16 protein-coding genes are annotated in these 19,639 nt (G+C 36.1%); 8 read left to right on the forward strand and 8 right to left on the reverse strand.

The genetic code is table 11. The features are described from left to right. Nucleotides 1–5: 5 nt before the first annotated feature. The 8 genes from PXC01_RS09945 to PXC01_RS09980 all read right to left on the reverse strand — a co-directional run bounded on the left by PXC01_RS09945 (nucleotide 6) and on the right by PXC01_RS09980 (nucleotide 9,561). On the reverse strand, nucleotides 6–188 hold the full coding sequence (locus PXC01_RS09945; protein WP_058103114.1) for a hypothetical protein: 183 nt from the start codon (nucleotides 186–188) through the stop codon (nucleotides 6–8). 164 nt (nucleotides 189–352) lie between these two features. Further along, nucleotides 353–1,147 (reverse strand): anti-sigma factor, encoded by a 795-nt coding sequence (locus PXC01_RS09950; RefSeq protein ID WP_276472149.1) that lies wholly within the window; start codon nucleotides 1,145–1,147, stop codon nucleotides 353–355. Nucleotide 1,148: 1 nt separating this feature from the next. Beyond that, nucleotides 1,149–1,685, reverse strand: a complete 537-nt coding sequence (locus PXC01_RS09955; protein ID WP_276472150.1) for an RNA polymerase sigma factor — start codon at nucleotides 1,683–1,685, stop codon at nucleotides 1,149–1,151. A gap of 74 nt (nucleotides 1,686–1,759) precedes the next feature. After that, nucleotides 1,760–2,353, reverse strand: coding sequence for a superoxide dismutase family protein (locus PXC01_RS09960; protein ID WP_276472151.1), 594 nt, complete (start codon nucleotides 2,351–2,353; stop codon nucleotides 1,760–1,762). A 120-nt stretch (nucleotides 2,354–2,473) separates the two neighbouring features. Further along, a complete protein-coding gene (locus PXC01_RS09965; protein ID WP_276472152.1) occupies nucleotides 2,474–3,202 on the reverse strand; it encodes a DUF2490 domain-containing protein in 729 nt (242 codons plus the stop codon). Between the two features lie 34 nt (nucleotides 3,203–3,236). After that, nucleotides 3,237–5,156 (reverse strand): S9 family peptidase, encoded by a 1,920-nt coding sequence (locus tag PXC01_RS09970; RefSeq protein ID WP_276472153.1) that lies wholly within the window; start codon nucleotides 5,154–5,156, stop codon nucleotides 3,237–3,239. A 34-nt stretch (nucleotides 5,157–5,190) separates the two neighbouring features. After that, nucleotides 5,191–8,427 carry a VPS10 domain-containing protein gene (locus PXC01_RS09975; RefSeq protein WP_276472154.1) on the reverse strand — a complete coding sequence of 1,079 codons (3,237 nt, stop codon included), beginning with the start codon at nucleotides 8,425–8,427 and terminating at the stop codon, nucleotides 5,191–5,193. 540 nt (nucleotides 8,428–8,967) lie between these two features. Next, a complete protein-coding gene (locus tag PXC01_RS09980; RefSeq protein WP_338089463.1) occupies nucleotides 8,968–9,561 on the reverse strand; it encodes a methyltransferase domain-containing protein in 594 nt (197 codons plus the stop codon). Between the two features lie 152 nt (nucleotides 9,562–9,713). On the opposite strand from PXC01_RS09980, the gene PXC01_RS09985 reads away from it, so the two are divergent. The 8 genes from PXC01_RS09985 (at nucleotide 9,714) to PXC01_RS10020 (ending at nucleotide 19,388) form a co-directional block, all read left to right on the forward strand. Continuing rightward, nucleotides 9,714–12,941: a S41 family peptidase gene (locus PXC01_RS09985; RefSeq protein WP_276472155.1), complete on the forward strand. Its 3,228-nt coding sequence runs from the start codon at nucleotides 9,714–9,716 to the stop codon at nucleotides 12,939–12,941. 97 nt (nucleotides 12,942–13,038) lie between these two features. Continuing rightward, nucleotides 13,039–14,355: a hypothetical protein gene (locus PXC01_RS09990; RefSeq protein ID WP_276472156.1), complete on the forward strand. Its 1,317-nt coding sequence runs from the start codon at nucleotides 13,039–13,041 to the stop codon at nucleotides 14,353–14,355. Nucleotides 14,356–14,564: 209 nt separating this feature from the next. Next, the gene (locus PXC01_RS09995; RefSeq protein WP_276472157.1) at nucleotides 14,565–15,533 is read left to right on the forward strand and encodes a hypothetical protein; all 969 of its coding nucleotides are present in this window, start codon (nucleotides 14,565–14,567) and stop codon (nucleotides 15,531–15,533) included. 204 nt (nucleotides 15,534–15,737) lie between these two features. Then, the gene (locus PXC01_RS10000; protein WP_276472158.1) at nucleotides 15,738–16,226 is read left to right on the forward strand and encodes a hypothetical protein; all 489 of its coding nucleotides are present in this window, start codon (nucleotides 15,738–15,740) and stop codon (nucleotides 16,224–16,226) included. Nucleotides 16,227–16,461: 235 nt separating this feature from the next. Further along, complete coding sequence (locus tag PXC01_RS10005) at nucleotides 16,462–17,286, forward strand: toxin-antitoxin system YwqK family antitoxin (protein WP_276472159.1); 825 nt, start codon at nucleotides 16,462–16,464, stop codon at nucleotides 17,284–17,286. A 269-nt stretch (nucleotides 17,287–17,555) separates the two neighbouring features. Continuing rightward, nucleotides 17,556–17,939: a hypothetical protein gene (locus tag PXC01_RS10010; RefSeq protein WP_276472160.1), complete on the forward strand. Its 384-nt coding sequence runs from the start codon at nucleotides 17,556–17,558 to the stop codon at nucleotides 17,937–17,939. A gap of 170 nt (nucleotides 17,940–18,109) precedes the next feature. Beyond that, the gene (locus PXC01_RS10015) at nucleotides 18,110–18,595 is read left to right on the forward strand and encodes a hypothetical protein (protein ID WP_276472161.1); all 486 of its coding nucleotides are present in this window, start codon (nucleotides 18,110–18,112) and stop codon (nucleotides 18,593–18,595) included. A 226-nt stretch (nucleotides 18,596–18,821) separates the two neighbouring features. Next, complete coding sequence (locus tag PXC01_RS10020) at nucleotides 18,822–19,388, forward strand: cysteine hydrolase family protein (protein WP_276472162.1); 567 nt, start codon at nucleotides 18,822–18,824, stop codon at nucleotides 19,386–19,388. Nucleotides 19,389–19,639 lie beyond the last annotated feature (251 nt).

Consider the following 19,639-nt stretch of genomic DNA (forward strand, 5'->3'; position numbering starts at 1 on the left):
ATGGGCTAATTTTGGCTGGTATTTCTTATGAGTCCTATACCCGAAAAGAAGAAAATGGCACCTAAAACACCATAGACAATAAGTTGTTTTGTTGTTCCGCTGCTATTAGCGAATAATATTGCAGTATAAACCAGCCCACCGATTCCTAATAAGGTAAGCACCGTTCCAAAAATTTTCTTTAAATCCATGGTGGAAAAATAATAAAAAAAATGGGCAGTTTATAAAAACTGCCCATTAATACATAAATTTTTATTGCTACCGCCAAAGGATATAATACCCCTGGGCTTGCCTCTAATTTAAAAGTATGTTTCCTTTATATGCCTCATAGGCTTTCCCTTAGGTGTTTTATATCTTATGAAGCATTGACGACCCCAAGGGTATACAATTGTTCAAGGGTTGGCGATTCACTACCGCCAGCAGGTTCTAAGGTAATACCAAATGCCTCTGAGTTATTAGGATTATTTAATGCAAAGACTTTGTTTTCATCTGTTGCAAAATCTTCAAGAAGTCCCATACTAGTTGGTGTAAGCGGTGAAAGTTTAAGAGACCAAACTTGGTAAACAAAACCATCTGGCGGTTCTGGCAGCCCTTTGGCATCTATAAATACTTTTTCTTCTTGTTTGTTCCAATACGCCTTGGCGTATGAAGTAGGTGAAACGTCTTGCCCTCCTAAAGGGATTACACTAATATTCTTATCTCTAAGTGTATTCAATAATTTTTGGGTCTGTTCTAAAGAAGAATCGGTATCGGCAATTTGTTGTTCTAAATCTACATTCTGCTTTTCTACGACTTCAATATTAGACTTTAAATCTTGATTTTGCTGATACATCCAGAAGAGTCCTACAGCCAATAAAACAGATGCAGCCCAACCCATATAAGATAAGAATGGAGTACTACGTTTTTCATTAATATCAACTACCTTGACCTCACCATTTATTCTATTCATCAATGCTTTAAATGAATAATGATATCCTGGTGAAGCTTTTCTGGACAATTCTAATATTGAAGCCTCAATTTCCTCGATCTCCTTTTTTATTTCTGGATACTCCTTGGCATAGTTGGCAATCTCAAGATTTTCTTTCTCTGAGAGAATACCGGCCACGTAAAGCTCCAAAATTCCCGATGCTATGTATTTTTCTACATCCATACTATCTTACCTCCATATTCTCCCGTAATTGGGAAATGCAACTTCTATTTCTTGTTTTTACAGTGCCTAAGGGAATTTCCAATTCTTCTGCAGCATCTTTTTGTGTATATCCCCTAAAGTATAACAGTTCAATGATCTGAACACATTTTTCCTTTAAATTCTGTACTAGGTTTCTCAAACCCTTGGTGTCTACTGATGAACTTTCTTCTTCTTCCTTGAGTTGTAAAATACCTACGAAGTAATCTGCGGAAAGATTCTTTTTATCATTTTTATACGACCTACTGCGTATTTCATCGATAGCTGCATTTCTGGCTATGTTAAGGATCCATGTGAAAAATCTACCTTTAGAAGAATTATAACTTTCACAGTTATTCCAAATCTTTATAAATACGTCTTGACAGATTTCTTGGGCCAATGCATCGTTTTTTACTATGGTATTGATAACTCCACAGATATTTTCACCATACATGCCATATAGTTTTTCGAAAGCCAAAGGGTCCTTCTTTTTAAATTGATCAACCAATAGGTCTAATTGCATATTAAATATTTTGTAACGGTTAAAAATAGAAAAAGCTGTTCTAAGAACAGCTTTTATCCATACTATTATTAACCCTATTCAATAATACCGGCACAACTAACACGTGCACCAGCAGCACCACTAGGTTGAGAAGTGTAATCATCTACACCTTGGTGTACAATAACCCCTTTTCCTAAAATGTTCTTATTTTCATCATCACAGCCAATACACCATTCATCAGTTTCAAATTCAACTTTGGCGTTACCATCGGCATCTGCTGTAAAATTACCTATATCGCCTTTATGGTATCCTTCGCTTGCCCCCCATTTACCATGTGGTTCATTTGTCGGGTTCCAGTGTCCACCGGCAGAAGATCCGTCTGCGGCAGTACAATCTGCCGTTTGGTGAATATGAATGGCATGCTCGCCTTCAGATAAGCCAGATAGCATGGCTACCATTTCTACCTCGTCATCGTCTTGCGTGAAGGTTACTTCACCTTTTACATTACTATCGCTTTTTGGTTCCAACATAAATTTAACGACAGTTTCTTCATCGTTCATTTCTGCTTTAGCCTCATCCATTAAATCTTCAACTTCTTCTTTTGCTTCAGACGCTTCTTTTTTAACTTCTTTACAGCTAAAGGTTAACAACAGCGCTAAGAGCGCTAGTTCAATTTTAAATATTTTCATTTTTATAGTGTTTAAAGGTTATTTGATAAAGTTACATATTAAAAATTATACCTTTTGCTCAATTCCAATTGATTTTAACAGAAACGGATTACGCAAAAAAATATCTAATATATTTCCGGTTTATTTTTCTTTCTTTTTAAAAATGCCACGCAGATCGGTGTTATAAAAAACACCAATTTGTAAGCGATCGTAATTAGCCCCTGTAAAGTGATTTTTTAAGTAACCAAATTGCATGCTTAAATCTTCGGTAACATTAACCCCTAGTGCCGCATAGGCACGGTTTTGACCAAATGCACTGTCTTGTAGATTTATGAAAATCTCATCATAGAAATTCAAGAAAAAGATATCGGTTAGGGGCAAGGTCATTTGAATTCTATAACGGGCTCTGTGCAATGTGTTGCTATCACCTGTAAAATTGTTTTGTATAAACCGCTGTTCTAAACGATAGCGATGCTCGAAATTAAATTCCCACACTTTATTTTTAAGAATGAATTGCTCAAATATGCGATGCTCGGAAATTGAATTGTTTTCGACTAAAGTATTTACACCAAGTTCATCAAGCTCCGTAAAAGTAGGATCGGTTTCAATAAATCCGTAGCCTAAAGTAGCGATAGCATCAGGATTAATATGATAATTCACCCCAGTTCTTAGAAGCAACTGGTTAAAGTTCGAAGCCATTTCATAATATCTAAATTGAGCTTCGGTATGTATACTCCATTTATCGGCAATTTTATTGGTTCCAAAATACATGAACCAACTACCAAAATCGTCTTCTCCTGTACCACCACTTTGAGCATTTATTTGATTAATAGTTGCTAATAATACTAGTAACGTAAAAACTTTCTTCATTCTTTAATTTAATATGAAACTTAAAATTTTGGCTTTACTTATCGCCTTCTTCAATGGGTGTTGCTTTATCCTTCTTCAAATACAAATCTAAAAAATCTAAAACCCTACTATACGCTTCGATCTGATTTTCTTTTTTTACGAAACCATGACCTTCATCTTCAAAGAGCACGTATTCTACGGGAACACCGTTCTTTTTTACACCTGCAACAATTTCGTCAGATTCTACTTGTAGTACTCTAGGATCTTGAGAACCTTGTAAAACAATTAAGGGTTTGATCACCTTATCGGTATGAAACAAAGGGGAAATCTCTTTTAACCTTACGGAATCTGCACTGTAAGGGTCTCCTAATTCTTTATATAAGGCATCTTTAAAAGACTCCCACCATGGCGGTATACTTTTTAATGTTCGTACCCAATTGGTTACGCCAAACAAATTTACCCCAACGGCAAACTCTTCTGGGGTATAGGTCAATGCCGCCATAGTCATATAACCACCGTAAGAGCCGCCAATGATTCCAATTTTATTAGCATCTATTTCTGGCTGTTGGGCAAGCCAATTTTTACCTTCTACACAATCTTTTAAATCCTTATCGCCATGGTTTAAATCATCCATTTGATAAAAAGTTTTGCCATAACCGCTACTACCTCTGTTGTTAACGGCTAGTACGGCATACCCATGATTGGTCAAATATTGAATAAATGAGCTAAAGTTCTGTCTACTTTGTCCGCCCGGTCCGCCATGAACCCAAACCAAGGCAGGTACTTTGGTGTCCGCACTTGCCTGGTGGGGCTTGTAATAAATGGCAGGAATTTCAACCCCATCAAAAGACTTGTAACGTATTACTTCTGCGTTCACCAAGTCTTCACCATTTATTTCGCTATTTAAAACATTGGTCAACTGGGTCTGTTCTTTGGTTTCTAAATTATAAACGAACAAATTAGAAGGGGTGTGTGACCCACCAGCATAAAAACGCATTAGTTTTTCATCATCTGAGAAATCTACACTGGTTACGTCCAAACCATCCAAAGAAGGAAGAGCAACATTTTCACTGGTGCTAACATTCTTTATTTCAATGACATTCTTGGCATCTTCGTTAATATAAGTCACTTGATAGGTGCCGTTTTCCGTAAAATAGGTACCCCATATATCCCAATTTTTCTGCATCACCTTTTCTCTGTTGCCAGTGGCAATATCGTACTTCATTAAATAAGAGAATTCCTCTCCATCATCTGTGGTATAATACAAGGAAGAACCATCATTGGAAAATCCAGAGCTACTGTTGGCGCTTTGATTTTCATTGATTTTGGTCAGCTTTTTATCTGAGACGGTGTAAATAAACAAATCGGAATCATTGGTATTGATCGGCTTGCCCAAGGTTATATATTTCTTGTCCTCGGAAATTCCGTCAATGCTATAACCTTCCGTATTTTCATAGATCAGGGTAGGCTCAAGAGTTTCTAAGTCCATTTCATAGATATCATCATTTCTAGGGTTTCTCTCGTTAGAAGTATAGTAAAAACTCATATCATCTTCTGCCCACCCGTAGAACGATGCACGGGCACCTTCTGCCGGTGTAAGGTCGGTCTGCGTACCGTCTAGATCTCTGACGTAAATATGAAATATCTCATCACCGTTTCCATCCATTCTAAACAACATGCGTTCATCTTTTGGAAAATAGGATATGGCGAATACAGATGCACTGTCAGACATGGTAACGGGAGTCAATTCACCGCCGCTTGTAGGCACCGTATACATGTTGTAAATACCAGATCTATTACTTGAGATAAGTAATTTAGAATTATCAGGGGAAAAACTACCGCCACCAATGGCTTCGTTATCCATCATTTGTTTGATGGTATAGGTCTTCATCGTTTCTGCAATAGAAGGTTTTTTAGGTTCTTCTTTACAGCTTAACATAAGCGTAAACACAAAGCAAGCCATTAGGTACTTCATAGTAGTGGTTTTTAGAATGTTAGACTTTTACATATTAATTCAAATTAAAAACTTCTGTTTCTTTAAAAGGTGATATATCTAAGCTTTTCATATTAGTTTGGTATTCTACCCATTCTTTGGCGAAGAAAGCATTTGTTTTTTGTAGCGCGCTCTGCAGATCATCTTTGGCAAATTGCATTAATTGTTTTTCCGTTGCCGTCATACCGGTTTTTCTAGATCCTACGTAGCGCCTTGCAATTTGAATACGTTGCATTACCGTCATTTCTTTACTACGGGTTATTCCTTGTCTTTTATCGACCTTACCTAAATATATAGCGGTGATAGAATCTATTTGTTTAATGATATCTTTAGAGGCGTCTATTTGTTCTTTGTACTTTTTATCGTCCTCTTTTTTCAGATCTTTTTGAAACTTCTCTGCAACCTCTTTACTTTTTGCCAATTGCTGTACCGCATCTGCTGCTGTCTGCATGTATGATTCCAATTCTTTTCCGTTTGCATAGGCTTCATTGATTCCTGTTTGAGATACTTCTAAACGTGGGTCTGATTTTACCGTAATCGTAGTTTCTTCTTCCAGATCACCGTATAACATTTTTATGGTATAGGTGCCTGGTTTTACGTCTAAACCGCCAGATTCTTTCTTTTTGGTCTGTACTTTTCTAGAAGGTCTATCCGCGCCTTTTTCATCCATTCCCCAGTAGATTCTGTGAAATCCTGCTTTTTCAGGAGTCTTGTATTTTAAAGTACGGATCAGTCTATCGCCATCGTAAAAATCGAACTGAACGGAATCTTTCTTTTGAACTCCGGTCAACGCAACGGTATCTGTTTTTTCTTCTGTTTTTTCATCGGATGAATCCTCTTTTTTACCCTTCATGCCCTTGCCCTTTTTGGCAGCTTTTTTACCTTCCTTTAAATAATAGGTAATCATAGCACCTGACTTTCTGTTTACACCTTGGTAAAGACCATCGGCACCAAAACGACTGCCTGTAGGTTGTTGGTAAGATGCCTGATATGCTGTTGGCGGAGTAAATAATTCTATTTCCTTGTTTAAAATTGTAACATCTGCGGCTAGAGCCCGTAACGGACGAATATCATCTAAAACCCACGCAGCACGACCAAATGTACCGATTACCAAATCTTGCTCTCTTGGGTGAATGGCTAAATCTTTGGTAGAAACCGTTGGGAAACCTTCGGTCCATTTTTGCCATTTTTCTCCGGCATTGAAAGAAACATACAATCCGTCATCGGTACCTAGGAACAATAAATTAGGATTTTCAGGGTCTTCAATAATAGATAGGGTATAGCTTTCTACATCTGTAGCATCAACAATTCTTGTCCAAGTTTTACCATAGTCTTTGGTGCGGTACGCATATGGCGTATAATTGAATCTTCTGTAATCGTTGGCGATCAACAATGCTTCACCTTTATTATGGGCAGATGCCTTTATTTGCGGAATCCAACTTCCTTTTGGTAAGCCTTTGATGTTTGCGGTTACTTCTGTCCAGGTTCCTCCACCGTTTTGGGTATAGTGCACACGACCGTCATCAGAGCCTACCCAAAGCATATCCTTTTCAACTGCAGAGGGTTCAATAACCAAAATTGTGGTATGGTTTTCGGCACCGGTTGCATCCATAGATAGACCACCACTTTCACTTTGCTTTTGTTTTTCTGGATCGTTAGTTGTCAAATCAGGTGAAATCACTTTCCAAGTCAATGCCTTATCCGTACTCTTGTGTACAAACTGACTACCAAAATAAACGGTACTGGTATCAAAAGGATCTTGACTAATGGCCGAGTTCCAATTGAAACGTAATTCGGTATCCGCATCTGGTGGAGTAGGGCGTACAATGTAGTTATCACCGGTTACATGATCAAAACGTTGTACATTACCTTGTTGGCTCATGGTATACCCATATCTGGAATCTACAGGATCTGGAACAACATCAAAACCGTCACCAAAACTAATTTCTTGCCAGTAGCTATTACGAATTCCCTGTGCTTTCCAAACATAGGCAGGTCCTCTCCAAGAACCGTTATCTTGCATACCGCCATAGACGTTATATGGATATTCATTATCTACTGCAATATGGTAGAACTGCGCAACGGGAAGGTTGCCCACAAATCGCCATGTTTTTCCGCCATCTTTAGAGATATTGAGTCCGCCATCATTACCGTCCATCATAAACTGTCCGTTTTCTGGGTGGATCCAAAAGGCGTGATGATCGGGGTGTACCCCGTTATCCGCACGGTATGCCGGCATCAATTGCGTAAAGTTTTTACCGCCATCTTGCGAAACGTTCACATAGGTGAATACGGAGAATACCCTGTTTTCATTTTCTGGGTCTACGTAAATTTCAGAGTAATAGAAAGGTCTGTTACCTATATCACTCTTATCGTTTACTTTTTTCCATTTAAAACCGCCATCTTCAGATTTATACAACGCATTCTTTTTAGCTTCAACCAAGGCATAGATAACTTCAGGTTTTCCCGGAGCAATGGCAACACCAATTCTACCCAGGTCACCGGCAGGTAAGCCATCTTCCTCGCTTAATTTTTTCCAGTTTTTACCACCATCGTGGGTCATGTAAAGTCCGCTACCTGCGCCACCGGAGTTAAAGAACCAAGGTTCGCGCTTGTGTTCCCACATAGCAGCGATCAGTTTATTAGGGTTGGTAGGATCCATAATAAGATCTGCAACCCCTGTTTTATTATTTACGAACAACACCTTTTCCCAAGTCTCGCCACCATCGGTAGTCTTAAAAACTCCGCGTTCTGGGTGTTCTCCCCAAGGAGATCCAATAGCACCTACATAAACCGTGTTAGGGTTCATGGGGTCTATTTTGATTCTATGAATATGTCTGGTTTTTTCAAGCCCCATAGATTTCCAGGTCTTTCCACCATCAAGGGATTTGTATACTCCGTAACCACCGTTTAAGCTATTTCTTGGGTTACCTTCACCAGTACCAGCCCAAATTATGGACGGATTACTTTGTTGAATAGCAAGCGCACCAATAGATGCGGTCACTTCTTTATCAAAAATAGGTTCCCATTTTACGCCACCGGAAGTAGATTTCCATAATCCGCCAGAAGCGGTACCTACATACATAATATCCGGGTTGTCATTGACAACATCAATGGCGGTTACACGGCCGCTCATACCACCGGGACCAATGTTACGGGGCTTTAGGTCTTGAACCAGGTCCATTTTAAAATCTTGTGCAGAAACGAAAATAGATGCGAAAAGCATCAACAGGGAGAGTAATCTTCTTGTCATTTGAGTGGTTTGTTAGTTATGTTTCTAAAAATAGCGGAAAAGAAAAGGAAGTATTCTTAAAAGGATGTTAACAGTATGTAGTTTTGAAGAATCCGTAATCCTTTAACAGTTTTGTGGTCCAGTGATCAGTTTTCAGTGTTCAGTTGGCAGTAGCAGTTTTCAGTTGATGGTTACAGTGTAGTTAACGGTGCTGAATGGTCAGTTCGAGTGGCTTTTTAGTTGTAGCATAGCGGAAACTGAAAAGTTGCCTGCCTGCGGGCGGGCAGGTATCGAGAATTTTTGGAACACATAAAGGTTCTCGATACAAATTTCTCGTTCCTCGAAATTCACTCGAACTGACCAATGATTAGTAGGTCACTGAGCGTAGCCGAAGTGATAGTTTGTTCAGTTGGCAGTATCAGTTTTCAGTTTTCAAAAAACAGTTTTCAGTTTTCACCAATAGTTGAGCCATGCGTTTCTCCTAAACCAAGGTCACTGAGCGTAGCCGAAGTGACCGAGCAACGAGCAACGAGCAACTAACAACCAACACCCAACTACCAATCAAAGAACTTGAAAAATCCCGAACAACTCGTTCCCTTGTCTTGGTTTAATGGAGTTATAGCAAGGATCGAAAGTGATCGTTTTAAAATAGGGTGATAAATAATTGATGTACAGATCTTTGTTTCCGCCAAAAGGTCGTTTTTCCATATCACCGGTTAGGGGAAAAGTGAACCAGAGTCCCACTAATTTCCCATTAGATTTTAATAGGCTTGCCATTTGTTTGGCATAGGCATTTCTATTAGCATCGGTAGGTACAAAGGAGCAGAAAAAGGTTTGCTCTAAAATTAGATCGTATTGGCCTTTGAACTCAAAAAAATCAGATTGGTGCATGTTTTCATCGGGGAAATCGGGATTTCTTTTTTTAAATTCTTTTAGCGGAATTTGGGAAATATCTAGAATATGGACATTGGTAAATCCTTGCTTCCAAAGGTATTCGGCTTCGTAAGCATTTCCGGCACCCGGAATTAAAATCTGAATCGATTTATCGGTTAATTGATCGGCATATTCTTTAATGGGCGTAGAAGGGTAGCCAATGTCCCAACCCATATCTTTATTTATATACCTTTCTGTCCAATAATGCTCTTCTTCTTTCAAGATAATAGTATTTGTCGGTACAGTAAATTTAATCAGAATTAGCCAATTTCAACCAGCTATGTAGAATTGAATACCATTGATCATAGTTTCATTGCCGTAGATAAATCAAATACCTATCTTTCGTATCTACTAAATACCAACTACTTAAATTCATGAAATACTCTTTTTTATCGGTAATGGCAATTTGCCTAACGTACGTATGTTCAGCACAGACAAATCCACAATGGGCACGTTACCCGGCCATTTCTCCCAACGGTGAAACTATTGCGTTTACGTACAAAGGAAACCTCTTTACAGTTCCTGTAGATGGTGGCGTGGCAAAACAGCTAACGTACCACGTTGCTAATGATTATGCTCCGGTTTGGAGCAAGAACGGAGAAAAAATTGCTTTCTCTTCGGATAGGTACGGCAATTTTGATGTGTATATCATGGATGCCAAAGGCGGACCGTCAACCAGATTGACATACCATAGTAACGATGAAAAGGCGTTCAGTTTTTCTGCAGACGATACCGCAGTTTTATTTGGCGCCATGCGATTGGATGATGCCGAGCATCGTCAATACCCAACAGCATCACAACCAGAACTGTACAGTGTTCCCGCAAATGGGGGCAGGGTAGATCAGGTGTTGACCGTTCCAGCAGAAGATGTTCAAGTAAATGCCGATGGTTCTAAAATGGTATATCATGATAAAAAAGGCTATGAAGATGCCTTTAGAAAGCATCACACATCTGCCATTACCAGAGATATTTGGTCGTATGAACCAGCAACGGGAAAACATACCAAATTAACCAATTTTAAGGGAGAAGACCGTAATCCGGTATTTTCAAAAGACGGTAGTGCCATTTACTATTTAAGCGAGCAAGAAGGCTCTTTTAATGTCTATTCCATGTCGTTGACGGGAGCACCAGAAATTACTGCACATACCAATTATAAGACCCATCCGGTACGCTCGTTAAGTATTGGGAACAATACCTTGGCATTTGGTTATGATGGTGAAATTTATACGCTAAAAGCCGGTGAAGGTGCTAAGAAGGTAGAAATCATAGTAAGAACGCAAGAAGATAGTAATGCTATCACCTATAAATCGGTCAACGGTGGTGTGCAAGAAATGGATGTAGCCCCTAACGGCAAAGAAATTGCATTTATAAGCAGGGGAGAAGTATTTGTGACCTCTGTAGATGGTTCGTTGACCAAGCGTATCACCAACACCCCGGAACAGGAACGCTTTGTAAAGTTTACTCCAGATGGCGCATCTGTAGCGTACAGCAGTGAACGCAATGGCAAGTGGAGCATTTTTAAATCTTCAAAGGTGCGATCGGAAGAACCTTATTTCTTTGCGGCTACCCTGATCAAAGAAGATACTTTGGTAACGTCTGAAAATGATATTTACTCGCCTGAGTTTTCTCCGGATAGTACCTATGTGGCATATATAGAAGATAGAAAGACCTTAAAGGTCAAGAATTTAAAGACGAAAGAGGTCACCACATTACTGACTCCAGATGAAATCATACATATGAGGGACGGAGACCAGTATTACCAGTGGAGTCCGGATAGCAAATGGCTATTGGTAGATTGGAGTGTTTCACTGAACAACACGGAGGTGCTTTTGATATCCATGGATGGGAAAAAGCGTAAAAACCTGACCCAAAGTGGCTATTATGAGTACTACCCAAAATGGGTGAAAGATGGTAGTCAGATCATGTATTTCACTAACCGTAACGGACTAAAAAGTTATGCCACCAGTGGTTCTTTTGAGACCGATGTATATACCATGTTCTTGACCCAAGAGTCTTGGGATAAATTCAACAATACCAAAGAAGAGTATGATCTGTTGAAAATGATAGAAGAGACTAAAAAAGAAAAAGAAGGCGAGGATAAAGACGATAAAAAGAAGAAGGATAAAAAGGATGAGAAGCCAAAGGTAAACACCTTAAAGTTCGATTTGGAGGATGTAGACCGAAGAAAGGCGCGATTAACCATACACTCCTCTAAACTGTCTGATGCCGTACTCTCAAAAGATGGGGAAAAACTGTACTACCTGACCAAATTTGAAAAGGACTATAATCTTTGGGAAACCGAAATACGTACCAAAAGCACCAAAATGTTGGTGGCGCTAGGTGCAAAATCGGCAAGTTTACAGTGGGATGCCGAGAAGGAAAACTTATTTTTATTATCAGATGGTAGCATTTCTAAAGTAGATGTCGCGGGCGGTAAAAAAGAACCGGTGAAACTGAATGCCGAAATGGTATTGGATGCCGATGCCGAACGTAAGTTTATGTTCGATCATATTTGGCTAAAGACCAATGGCATATTTTATACCTCTACCTTTCATGGAATTGATTGGCATGCTATGCGTACCGAATATGAAAAGTACCTGCCGCATATTGGCAATGACTTTGAGTTTATGGAAATGGTATCGGAAATGTTGGGAGAGCTGAACGTAAGTCACGCCGGCGGACGCTTCTACGGTGCCATTGAAAATGGTGATGAAACCGCATCGTTGGGTATTTTTATGGATTATGATTATAAAGGCGACGGAATAAAAATTACCGAAGTCATAAAAGGCGGTCCGTTGGATAAGGCTGGTTTTGACATTTCACCCGGCATGATTATACAGAAAATAAACGGTGAGACCATTGGTGCGGACACGGATGTGGCGCGCTATTTAAACCGCATTGCCGGAGATTTTACCCTGCTTGATATTGTGGATGAAAAAGGCAAAAAGAAACAGCTGACCGTAAAGCCTATTTCGCTAAGGGAAGAAGGAGGTCTGTTGTATGACCGTTGGGTGAAAACCAATGAAAAGGAAGTGCTGGAAAAGAGCAATGGAGCCTTGGGCTATGTGCATATACCCGGAATGGCAGACGGACCTTACCGTACCATTTATGAAGAAATGCTGGGCAAGTTCAATGATAAAAAAGCGGTCATTATAGATACCCGTTTTAATGGTGGTGGCGATTTAGTGGCAGACCTGGCCATGTTCTTTACCGGTATACCATTTTTATCTTACGAAACCGAGGATAGGGTAGTTGGTGGCGAGCCAACCTCTAGGTGGACAAAACCAACCTTGGCCATGTTCAATGAATCTATGTATAGCGACGGTTCTTGCTTTGCGAGCGGTTATGTGGATCTAAAGATCGGTAAGACCGTGGGAATGCCCGTACCGGGTACCTGTAGCTTTGCCGGTTGGGAACGTTTGCCCAATGGAGGTGTTTGGGGCGTAGTACCCGTAAGTGCCAAAAACAAAGCAGGCGAGTGGATGGAAAACAACGAGACCAATCCAGAGTTCATTGTTAAAAACCAACCCGGTGTTATTGCAAACGGCATTGATCAGCAATTGGAGAAGTCAATAGAGGTGTTATTGAAAGAGGTGAAGTAACGCTGAATTTAGGAATAAGGGATAATTACGATTGTACATATATTTTTATATTTAGGGATATGTACAATTGTGTACATATACAATAGTTAGCAGTAATATGAAAAAAAAACCAATACTTATCTTATTATTTTTCACGACTATTATTTGTTTCTCTCAAATTAATTCAAATAATAAAAACTTCTATTGGGTACAAGATAGTGTTAAAACCTATAAAAGTGCGACTGATAGCTGGAACAATAAAAAAAGAAAATTTAATATTAAAGCTTTCACCCATAATGATTCCATTTCTGTAAATAAAGGAAAAATGATACTTACAAACATTAATAATGATTCTATATTTTTTGTATCAACTCCTATTAATTATTCATTAATCGAATTAATTGACTCTACAAAAACAAGAAGCATTCACAAATATTATAACTTCATAAATAAAAGTTGGATGCTTTCTAAGCAGGTTAATTATGATTTCACTAAAAAAGAACTCTTTAAAAAGGAGTCTTACTTTAAATATTACGATACATTAAATACAGAAATAAGTGTTACTCGTATAGGCAATAAAAAAATATTAGAAACACACTATAATAAATATTCAAATGGACCCATTACAAAGGACACTCTGTTTTACTCTGTTTTTAATAGCTTAGGTAAAATAGAAATTCAAGTAAGACAAGGATTAAATCAAAACAACAAAACCCCGGTATATTGGAAAAGATATTTTAAATACAATGAAAAGGGATTAGTAATTAAAAAAATTGATTCAAATAACGTTAATGGTCAACTTAAATATTCAGGATTTGAGGAATTCTCTTACGACAATAAAAAGAGGCTAACCTATAGAAGAATATTAAATGAATATGAAAATTATCTCAATTTTAAAGTTTGGTACTCTTATGATGAAAACAATAATTGTACTAAACAATACTATGAGAATAAAGATAACGGCTATCCATTTGTTCTAAAAAAATTCACATACAATGACAATAACCAAATCATTAGTTATACTCATGAAAAGAAATTAAAAGAAAACGAAAAATACAAAACAATTGATAGTCTCTCTTTCAAGTATGATAAAAAGTTCGGAATTTTAATAGAAATAAAAGAGAACAAGAAATTAAATTATAAGGTTGATTTAGACACTCACGGTAATATAATAAGCAGAAGTAATCAAAAAGATTATATAACAAATTTATCTTTTAATTACTCAATCCCATATGAAAAGATAAAGACAATATTTGAAAGCCCGAACAACAAAAATCGTTATAAATCAATTGAAATTAATAACAATGGTATAGTTTATAAAGTAATTGAAAAACCTTACTCTCATTGTTTAGAAGCAATAACAACCAAAAGACTTAAAAAAGAAAAATGGGAAATAACAAAAATTCGACAGTACACCTATAAAAAGATAAATTAAAAACTACTGCTAACAATGGCTATAATTAATACGGGTTTTAGGCTTTGAGCTAAGGTCTGTGTATATTTAAAGAGTCCGCCAAATCTTTTGGATTTGGCTTTAAAATGAAAAAATTAAAACAAAATAAAAAGTTTTGGCTAAGTGCTTGATCCGAAATTAATCGCTTTTTAATTCCCGTACTAATCATAGCCTAAGCCGTTAGCAAAAATATGAAAAAAGACTCTACTATTTTAAACGACCTAAAGCATTTAGAATACATAAGCAAGAACAAGCCCGATATTGTTTCTGGACTAATTGCTAAAGGATATAATGACGATGAAATTATAAAAGAATTAGACAATTACAAGTTTAAAAATAATTGGAATGGCAACTATTTTGGTTTTATATTATTAGCTATATCTGGAGTTTTACTCTATTTCATAAAACCTGTTCGTGGTTTTTTTGAATACAAATTTAGTTCAAGTGGAGATTTTTTGAAATTAAACGAATTGGTTCTTAAACCTTTTTTAGCTCTATTGTTAATTTTCATTGGTATCAACATTATAATAAACAGAGGTTATGTGAATAGAAATCTTAAACTAACAAGCATAGCATTTTTATTGTTCTTTTGTTTCTCAATTTTAAGGGCTGGTTCTATAAATAGTAATCCATTAACAATTATAGCTTCAATAGTAGCAATAGTTACCCTATTGAGCTTTAAATTAAATAGCTCTAAAAAATCTGATGGAGAGGTTTTACTTAATTACATAAAATCTGAAAAGTCTAATAAAAATGCACTTAAACAAATATTTTACAAAAAATGGAAAGGTTCTTCCATATTCGTTTTCCTATTATTAGCTTCTATTCTTTTTATCATTACCTCAATTTCGATAGATTTTAATGATCCCGAAAAAATGCATATTCCTGTTTTATTAAGAAAACCTTCATCTTTTGAGAACATATTATTAATTACATCTAAGATATTGCTTTTTGGGAGCTTTATCTGTGCTCTATTAATGAATATCAATTATAAAATGTTCAAGCTTGCGCTAATAGGATTAATGGTAATATCTGCAGGACATATAATAGCATCTTTCACTCACATCGATTTTCAACCTACAATATATCCCGCGCTAATGATACTTTTGTCCGGGACTTTTAAGCTTCTGACAAAAAATACTTTTGCTAACAAAACCTAAACGTAATGCAGACTTTAAGACTAAATAGAAAGGTCTGTGTATATTTATGAGGTCGCTAAATCTTATGGATTTAGCTTTGGACGAGAAAAAATAAAACTAAACAATAAGCTTTAGCTTCGTGCTTAGACGGAAACGAACGGTTTCCCTGCCTCCGCACTACGCTTAGCCGAAACGTTGTGGTGCATTAAAAAAAACGAAAAATCAATGGAAGAAATATCTGAATCATTAAACAAAATAATAGGAAAATGGAGAGTAACTGAATGGAAAAATCAGCACGCTTTCTACCCTCCTGATGAAGATGCTTTAGACCATATTAGTGAATGGCAAATATTTGATAAAAATAAGATTGATGAATTCCCAAGTAACTTTATTTATTCTGGAATAGGAAAAGAAAATCTTGATAAAATTGACCTGACGGATATTCAAATCGTATTCACAGATAAATACAGAGCGAAATTAACTTATCATTTTAACATTTATATTGATGATACTGAGTCTAAACAAGTTTTTTGGGAAATATCAAAAGAACCTGAATATTGTGATTTTAGCATTGTTATGGGTGAGGTATATAATTATGCTAAATGTAAGATAGAGAAACTCAATGAAAATGAATTAGTAATATTAGAACGAGTCGACAATACTGAATCTGACACATATTTTCAAAGGATTTGCTTTCAAAAAGTAAATGAATAAATCTATCTGATAGGAACAAAAAACGACACCACAACACGGTGTATAAAACAAAGCTAATAAGTGCTTAACCGAAAGTTTTCGGTGTATTTATAAAGTCCGCCAAATTTTTAATTTGGCTTTTAAAAAGAGAAAAATTAAAAACAAAATATAAAAATTTGGCTCTGTGTTAATCCGAAAAGTTAGTGTCTTTTTGCACGCTACGTTTCATACACAAGTCCGTTAACTACAATAACTAATGATTCCAAAAATCAGTAAATTCTACTATTATTTTTATTCAGAAAACCCTCACGCTCTAATACAATTAATTGGTGAAGCAAATGAATACTATTCAGATTCATCTATTTCAGAGTCAAAGCGAGAAATGTTTAAAAAACATCAGCTGTATTATGAACTATTAAACACAATTGAATTTACACTTGAAAGTTACGGTTACATTAATTTTTTCGCAGAATACGAAGACCTAGTAGCTGAGCTGCCATCTCTATGTCAATTACTCAAAGAATTTGGTCATTTAGATGTAATAGAAAACATAAATCAGGCAACGAGTTTCTATAAAAAATACTCGAATCAATTTGAATCTTTACGAAACACTTCTTTGGAATATGATGAAAGAGATGCTATTTACGAAAAGTTAGATTCAAAGTTTGATTCATATTTTAACCTAAGTGCATCTATGCAGCATCTTTCTGAACAAATAAAAAATAACCCTAATAATTTTTGTTTGGACAAGGACGGTAAGTCTTTTGAAAAGGAATTTACAGGACAACTAGAAACCTTCTATTTGAATAAAAACCTTCAAAAAAGATACTCATTTCATAAAGGTAAAGTATATGGAGAGTGTTTTGATTTCGATTTTGATGGAAATAAAAAAAGTTTATCCTTTTATAAAAATGAACACTCTTACGAGCGACTCAAACAATGGTATAAAAATGGTAATTTAAAGTATGAAAAATATGCAGATGATGTGTATAATTATTGGCATGAAAATGGGCAAATCCATATAGAAAGAAATGGAGAAACTTTACAAAAGTGGGATGAAAATGGAAAAAAAATAAAGTAGTTAACACAACCTGTTAACAATACGGGCTTAGGGCTTAAACGCTAAAGTCTGTGTATATTTATGAAGTCGCTAAGTCTTTGGGGTTTTGCTTTGGACAAGAAAAAATAAAACCAAACAATAAGCTTTAGCTTAGTGCTCAGAAGGAAACTCAACGTTTCCTTGCCCCGAACTACGCTTAGGTACTGTGTCAAAAAACATTAATTTTTATTGCTTTCAAGGTACTCATGCTCATTATGGATAACAAGTTTGGAAAATACTAATAGTAACAAATGAAAAAGACAATTATCATTTTTTTTGTAATTATAAGTTGTAACCAAAAAGCTAAGCTTGATTATGAAGATTATAATGATGAAGACTTCCTTCCTGTACAAGGCATAATAACAAAAGTTTACAAAAAAGGCGCAATAAATAATTTCATAAAAAAGGATATTCACTTTATCTATAATTTAGAAAAAGAAAATCCTTCAAAAGGATACGAAGTATATTCTCCTTATATATTAAATGAAGGTGAGCCAGCTATTATTTTAGTACATAAAGACAATGATAGTATCAGCTTTTTTGGTAGTAGAGGTATAATTCATGAAAAGGTATTAGAAGATTATTTAAAAAAATGTGACTTGGACAAAGGAACTTATTATGGTGTAGATTATTGATATTCATTAAATAAAAATATGTTTACCAACAATACCTATAATCCATTGCTCACGGTAGATTTCCTTACGGAAATCCTTAACTTTATACGATGTCTCGTGACTGGGCTTAAAAGTCCTGCGGACATTTTCCGCAACAGATCATAGCCGAGCGTTGGGCATAATTTGAAAAAATGAAAGAATATCAATTAGAAATTTTTGCAGATTATTTTCAATTTCATCTTCATGATGAAAATATGAACCCAAATTTTGGTAATGCATGGGACCAATTTTCCGTTGATAATTTTCTTGCCATTACGCCTGAAGGAATAGGAATAGGAACCGTTCGTAATATGGACGTTCCTGTTACTATTAAAATATGTGATTTAGAACCAAAACTAAAAGAAAACTTACATCAAGTTTTTCAAATTAATGAATCTGATTTAACCATTATATCGGAAAAGCTAGTTGTAATTGGATGTACGGAATATTATCCTGATGCAAAACGTATTGAAATCGACAACGGAATCTATAGAGTTAGAATATACTATTCCAACTTAGATAAACTTTCAGAAGATGGACTTGATGGAGAAGACTATTATGAAATTGAAATTTGGAAAACAGATGAAGTTCAAGAATCTAAGTTTGACCGAATAAAACCTGTGCACAATAAAACTTAAACGTAATTTGGATTTTAGGGCCTAAACCAAAGGTTTGTGTATAATTATGAAGTCGCGAAATCTTTGGGATTTTGCTTTGGACGAGAAAAAATAAAACCAAACAATAAGCTTTAGCTTCGTGCGCAGACTTGCCTGCCGACAGGCAGGCGGAAACGAAAAGTTTCCTTGCCTCAGCACCACGCTTAGCAGAGCCGTTGTGTGTCATTAAAACTGAACAAACATCAAAATGAAATTAAGAGAAAAAAATCCAGCTTTAATCCTAGTGGATGTTCAAAAAGCTTTTTTGGAAGAAGATTATTGGGGAGGAAATAGAAATAATAAAAACGCTGAAATCATTTGCGGAGAAATACTAGGGAAATGGCGTGAATTAAATTTGCCTATATTTCATATTAGGCACAGCTCTACAAATCCACAATCGAAACTCAATGAACAAAATAAAGGATTTGAATTTAACGAAAATGTCCTACCTGAGAAAAATGAACCCGTAATAACGAAAAATGTAAATAGTGCTTTTATAGGAACCAATTTAAAGGAGCAATTGGACGGATTAGGAATTAAAACCTTGGTAATAGTCGGAATTACTACAAATCACTGTGTATCTACCACAACACGAATGGCAGGTAACTTTGGCTATGAGACTTATTTAATTTCCGACGCAACAGCTACTTTTGACAGAATTGGAATTAACGGAGAAAAATACAGCTCTGAAATAATACATTTAACAACCCTTGCAAATTTGAGTGAGGAATTTGCAACTGTTTGGAATTCTGAAAAACTATTGAATGAAATATAAAAACTATAGATTGCTTCAATATTTCTTAACGAGTCATAAATGTAAAAGTCTTAAGTATATGCCTTAGTATTTAAAATAATTCACGGTCCCATTAAAAAGCAGCTTTAGTAATATATATAATATCCTATTTATTTAATATGAATACTATGAAAAAGTAATTTTAAATCACTAAATTCCAGTAGTTTAAAACAAAGCATGTTTATTCATATTAGATGAAGTAAAAAAGTTCCCATAGTATTTGTAGCTAACTA

This window comes from Maribacter huludaoensis, assembly GCF_029350945.1.
Lineage (GTDB): Bacteria > Bacteroidota > Bacteroidia > Flavobacteriales > Flavobacteriaceae > Maribacter > Maribacter huludaoensis.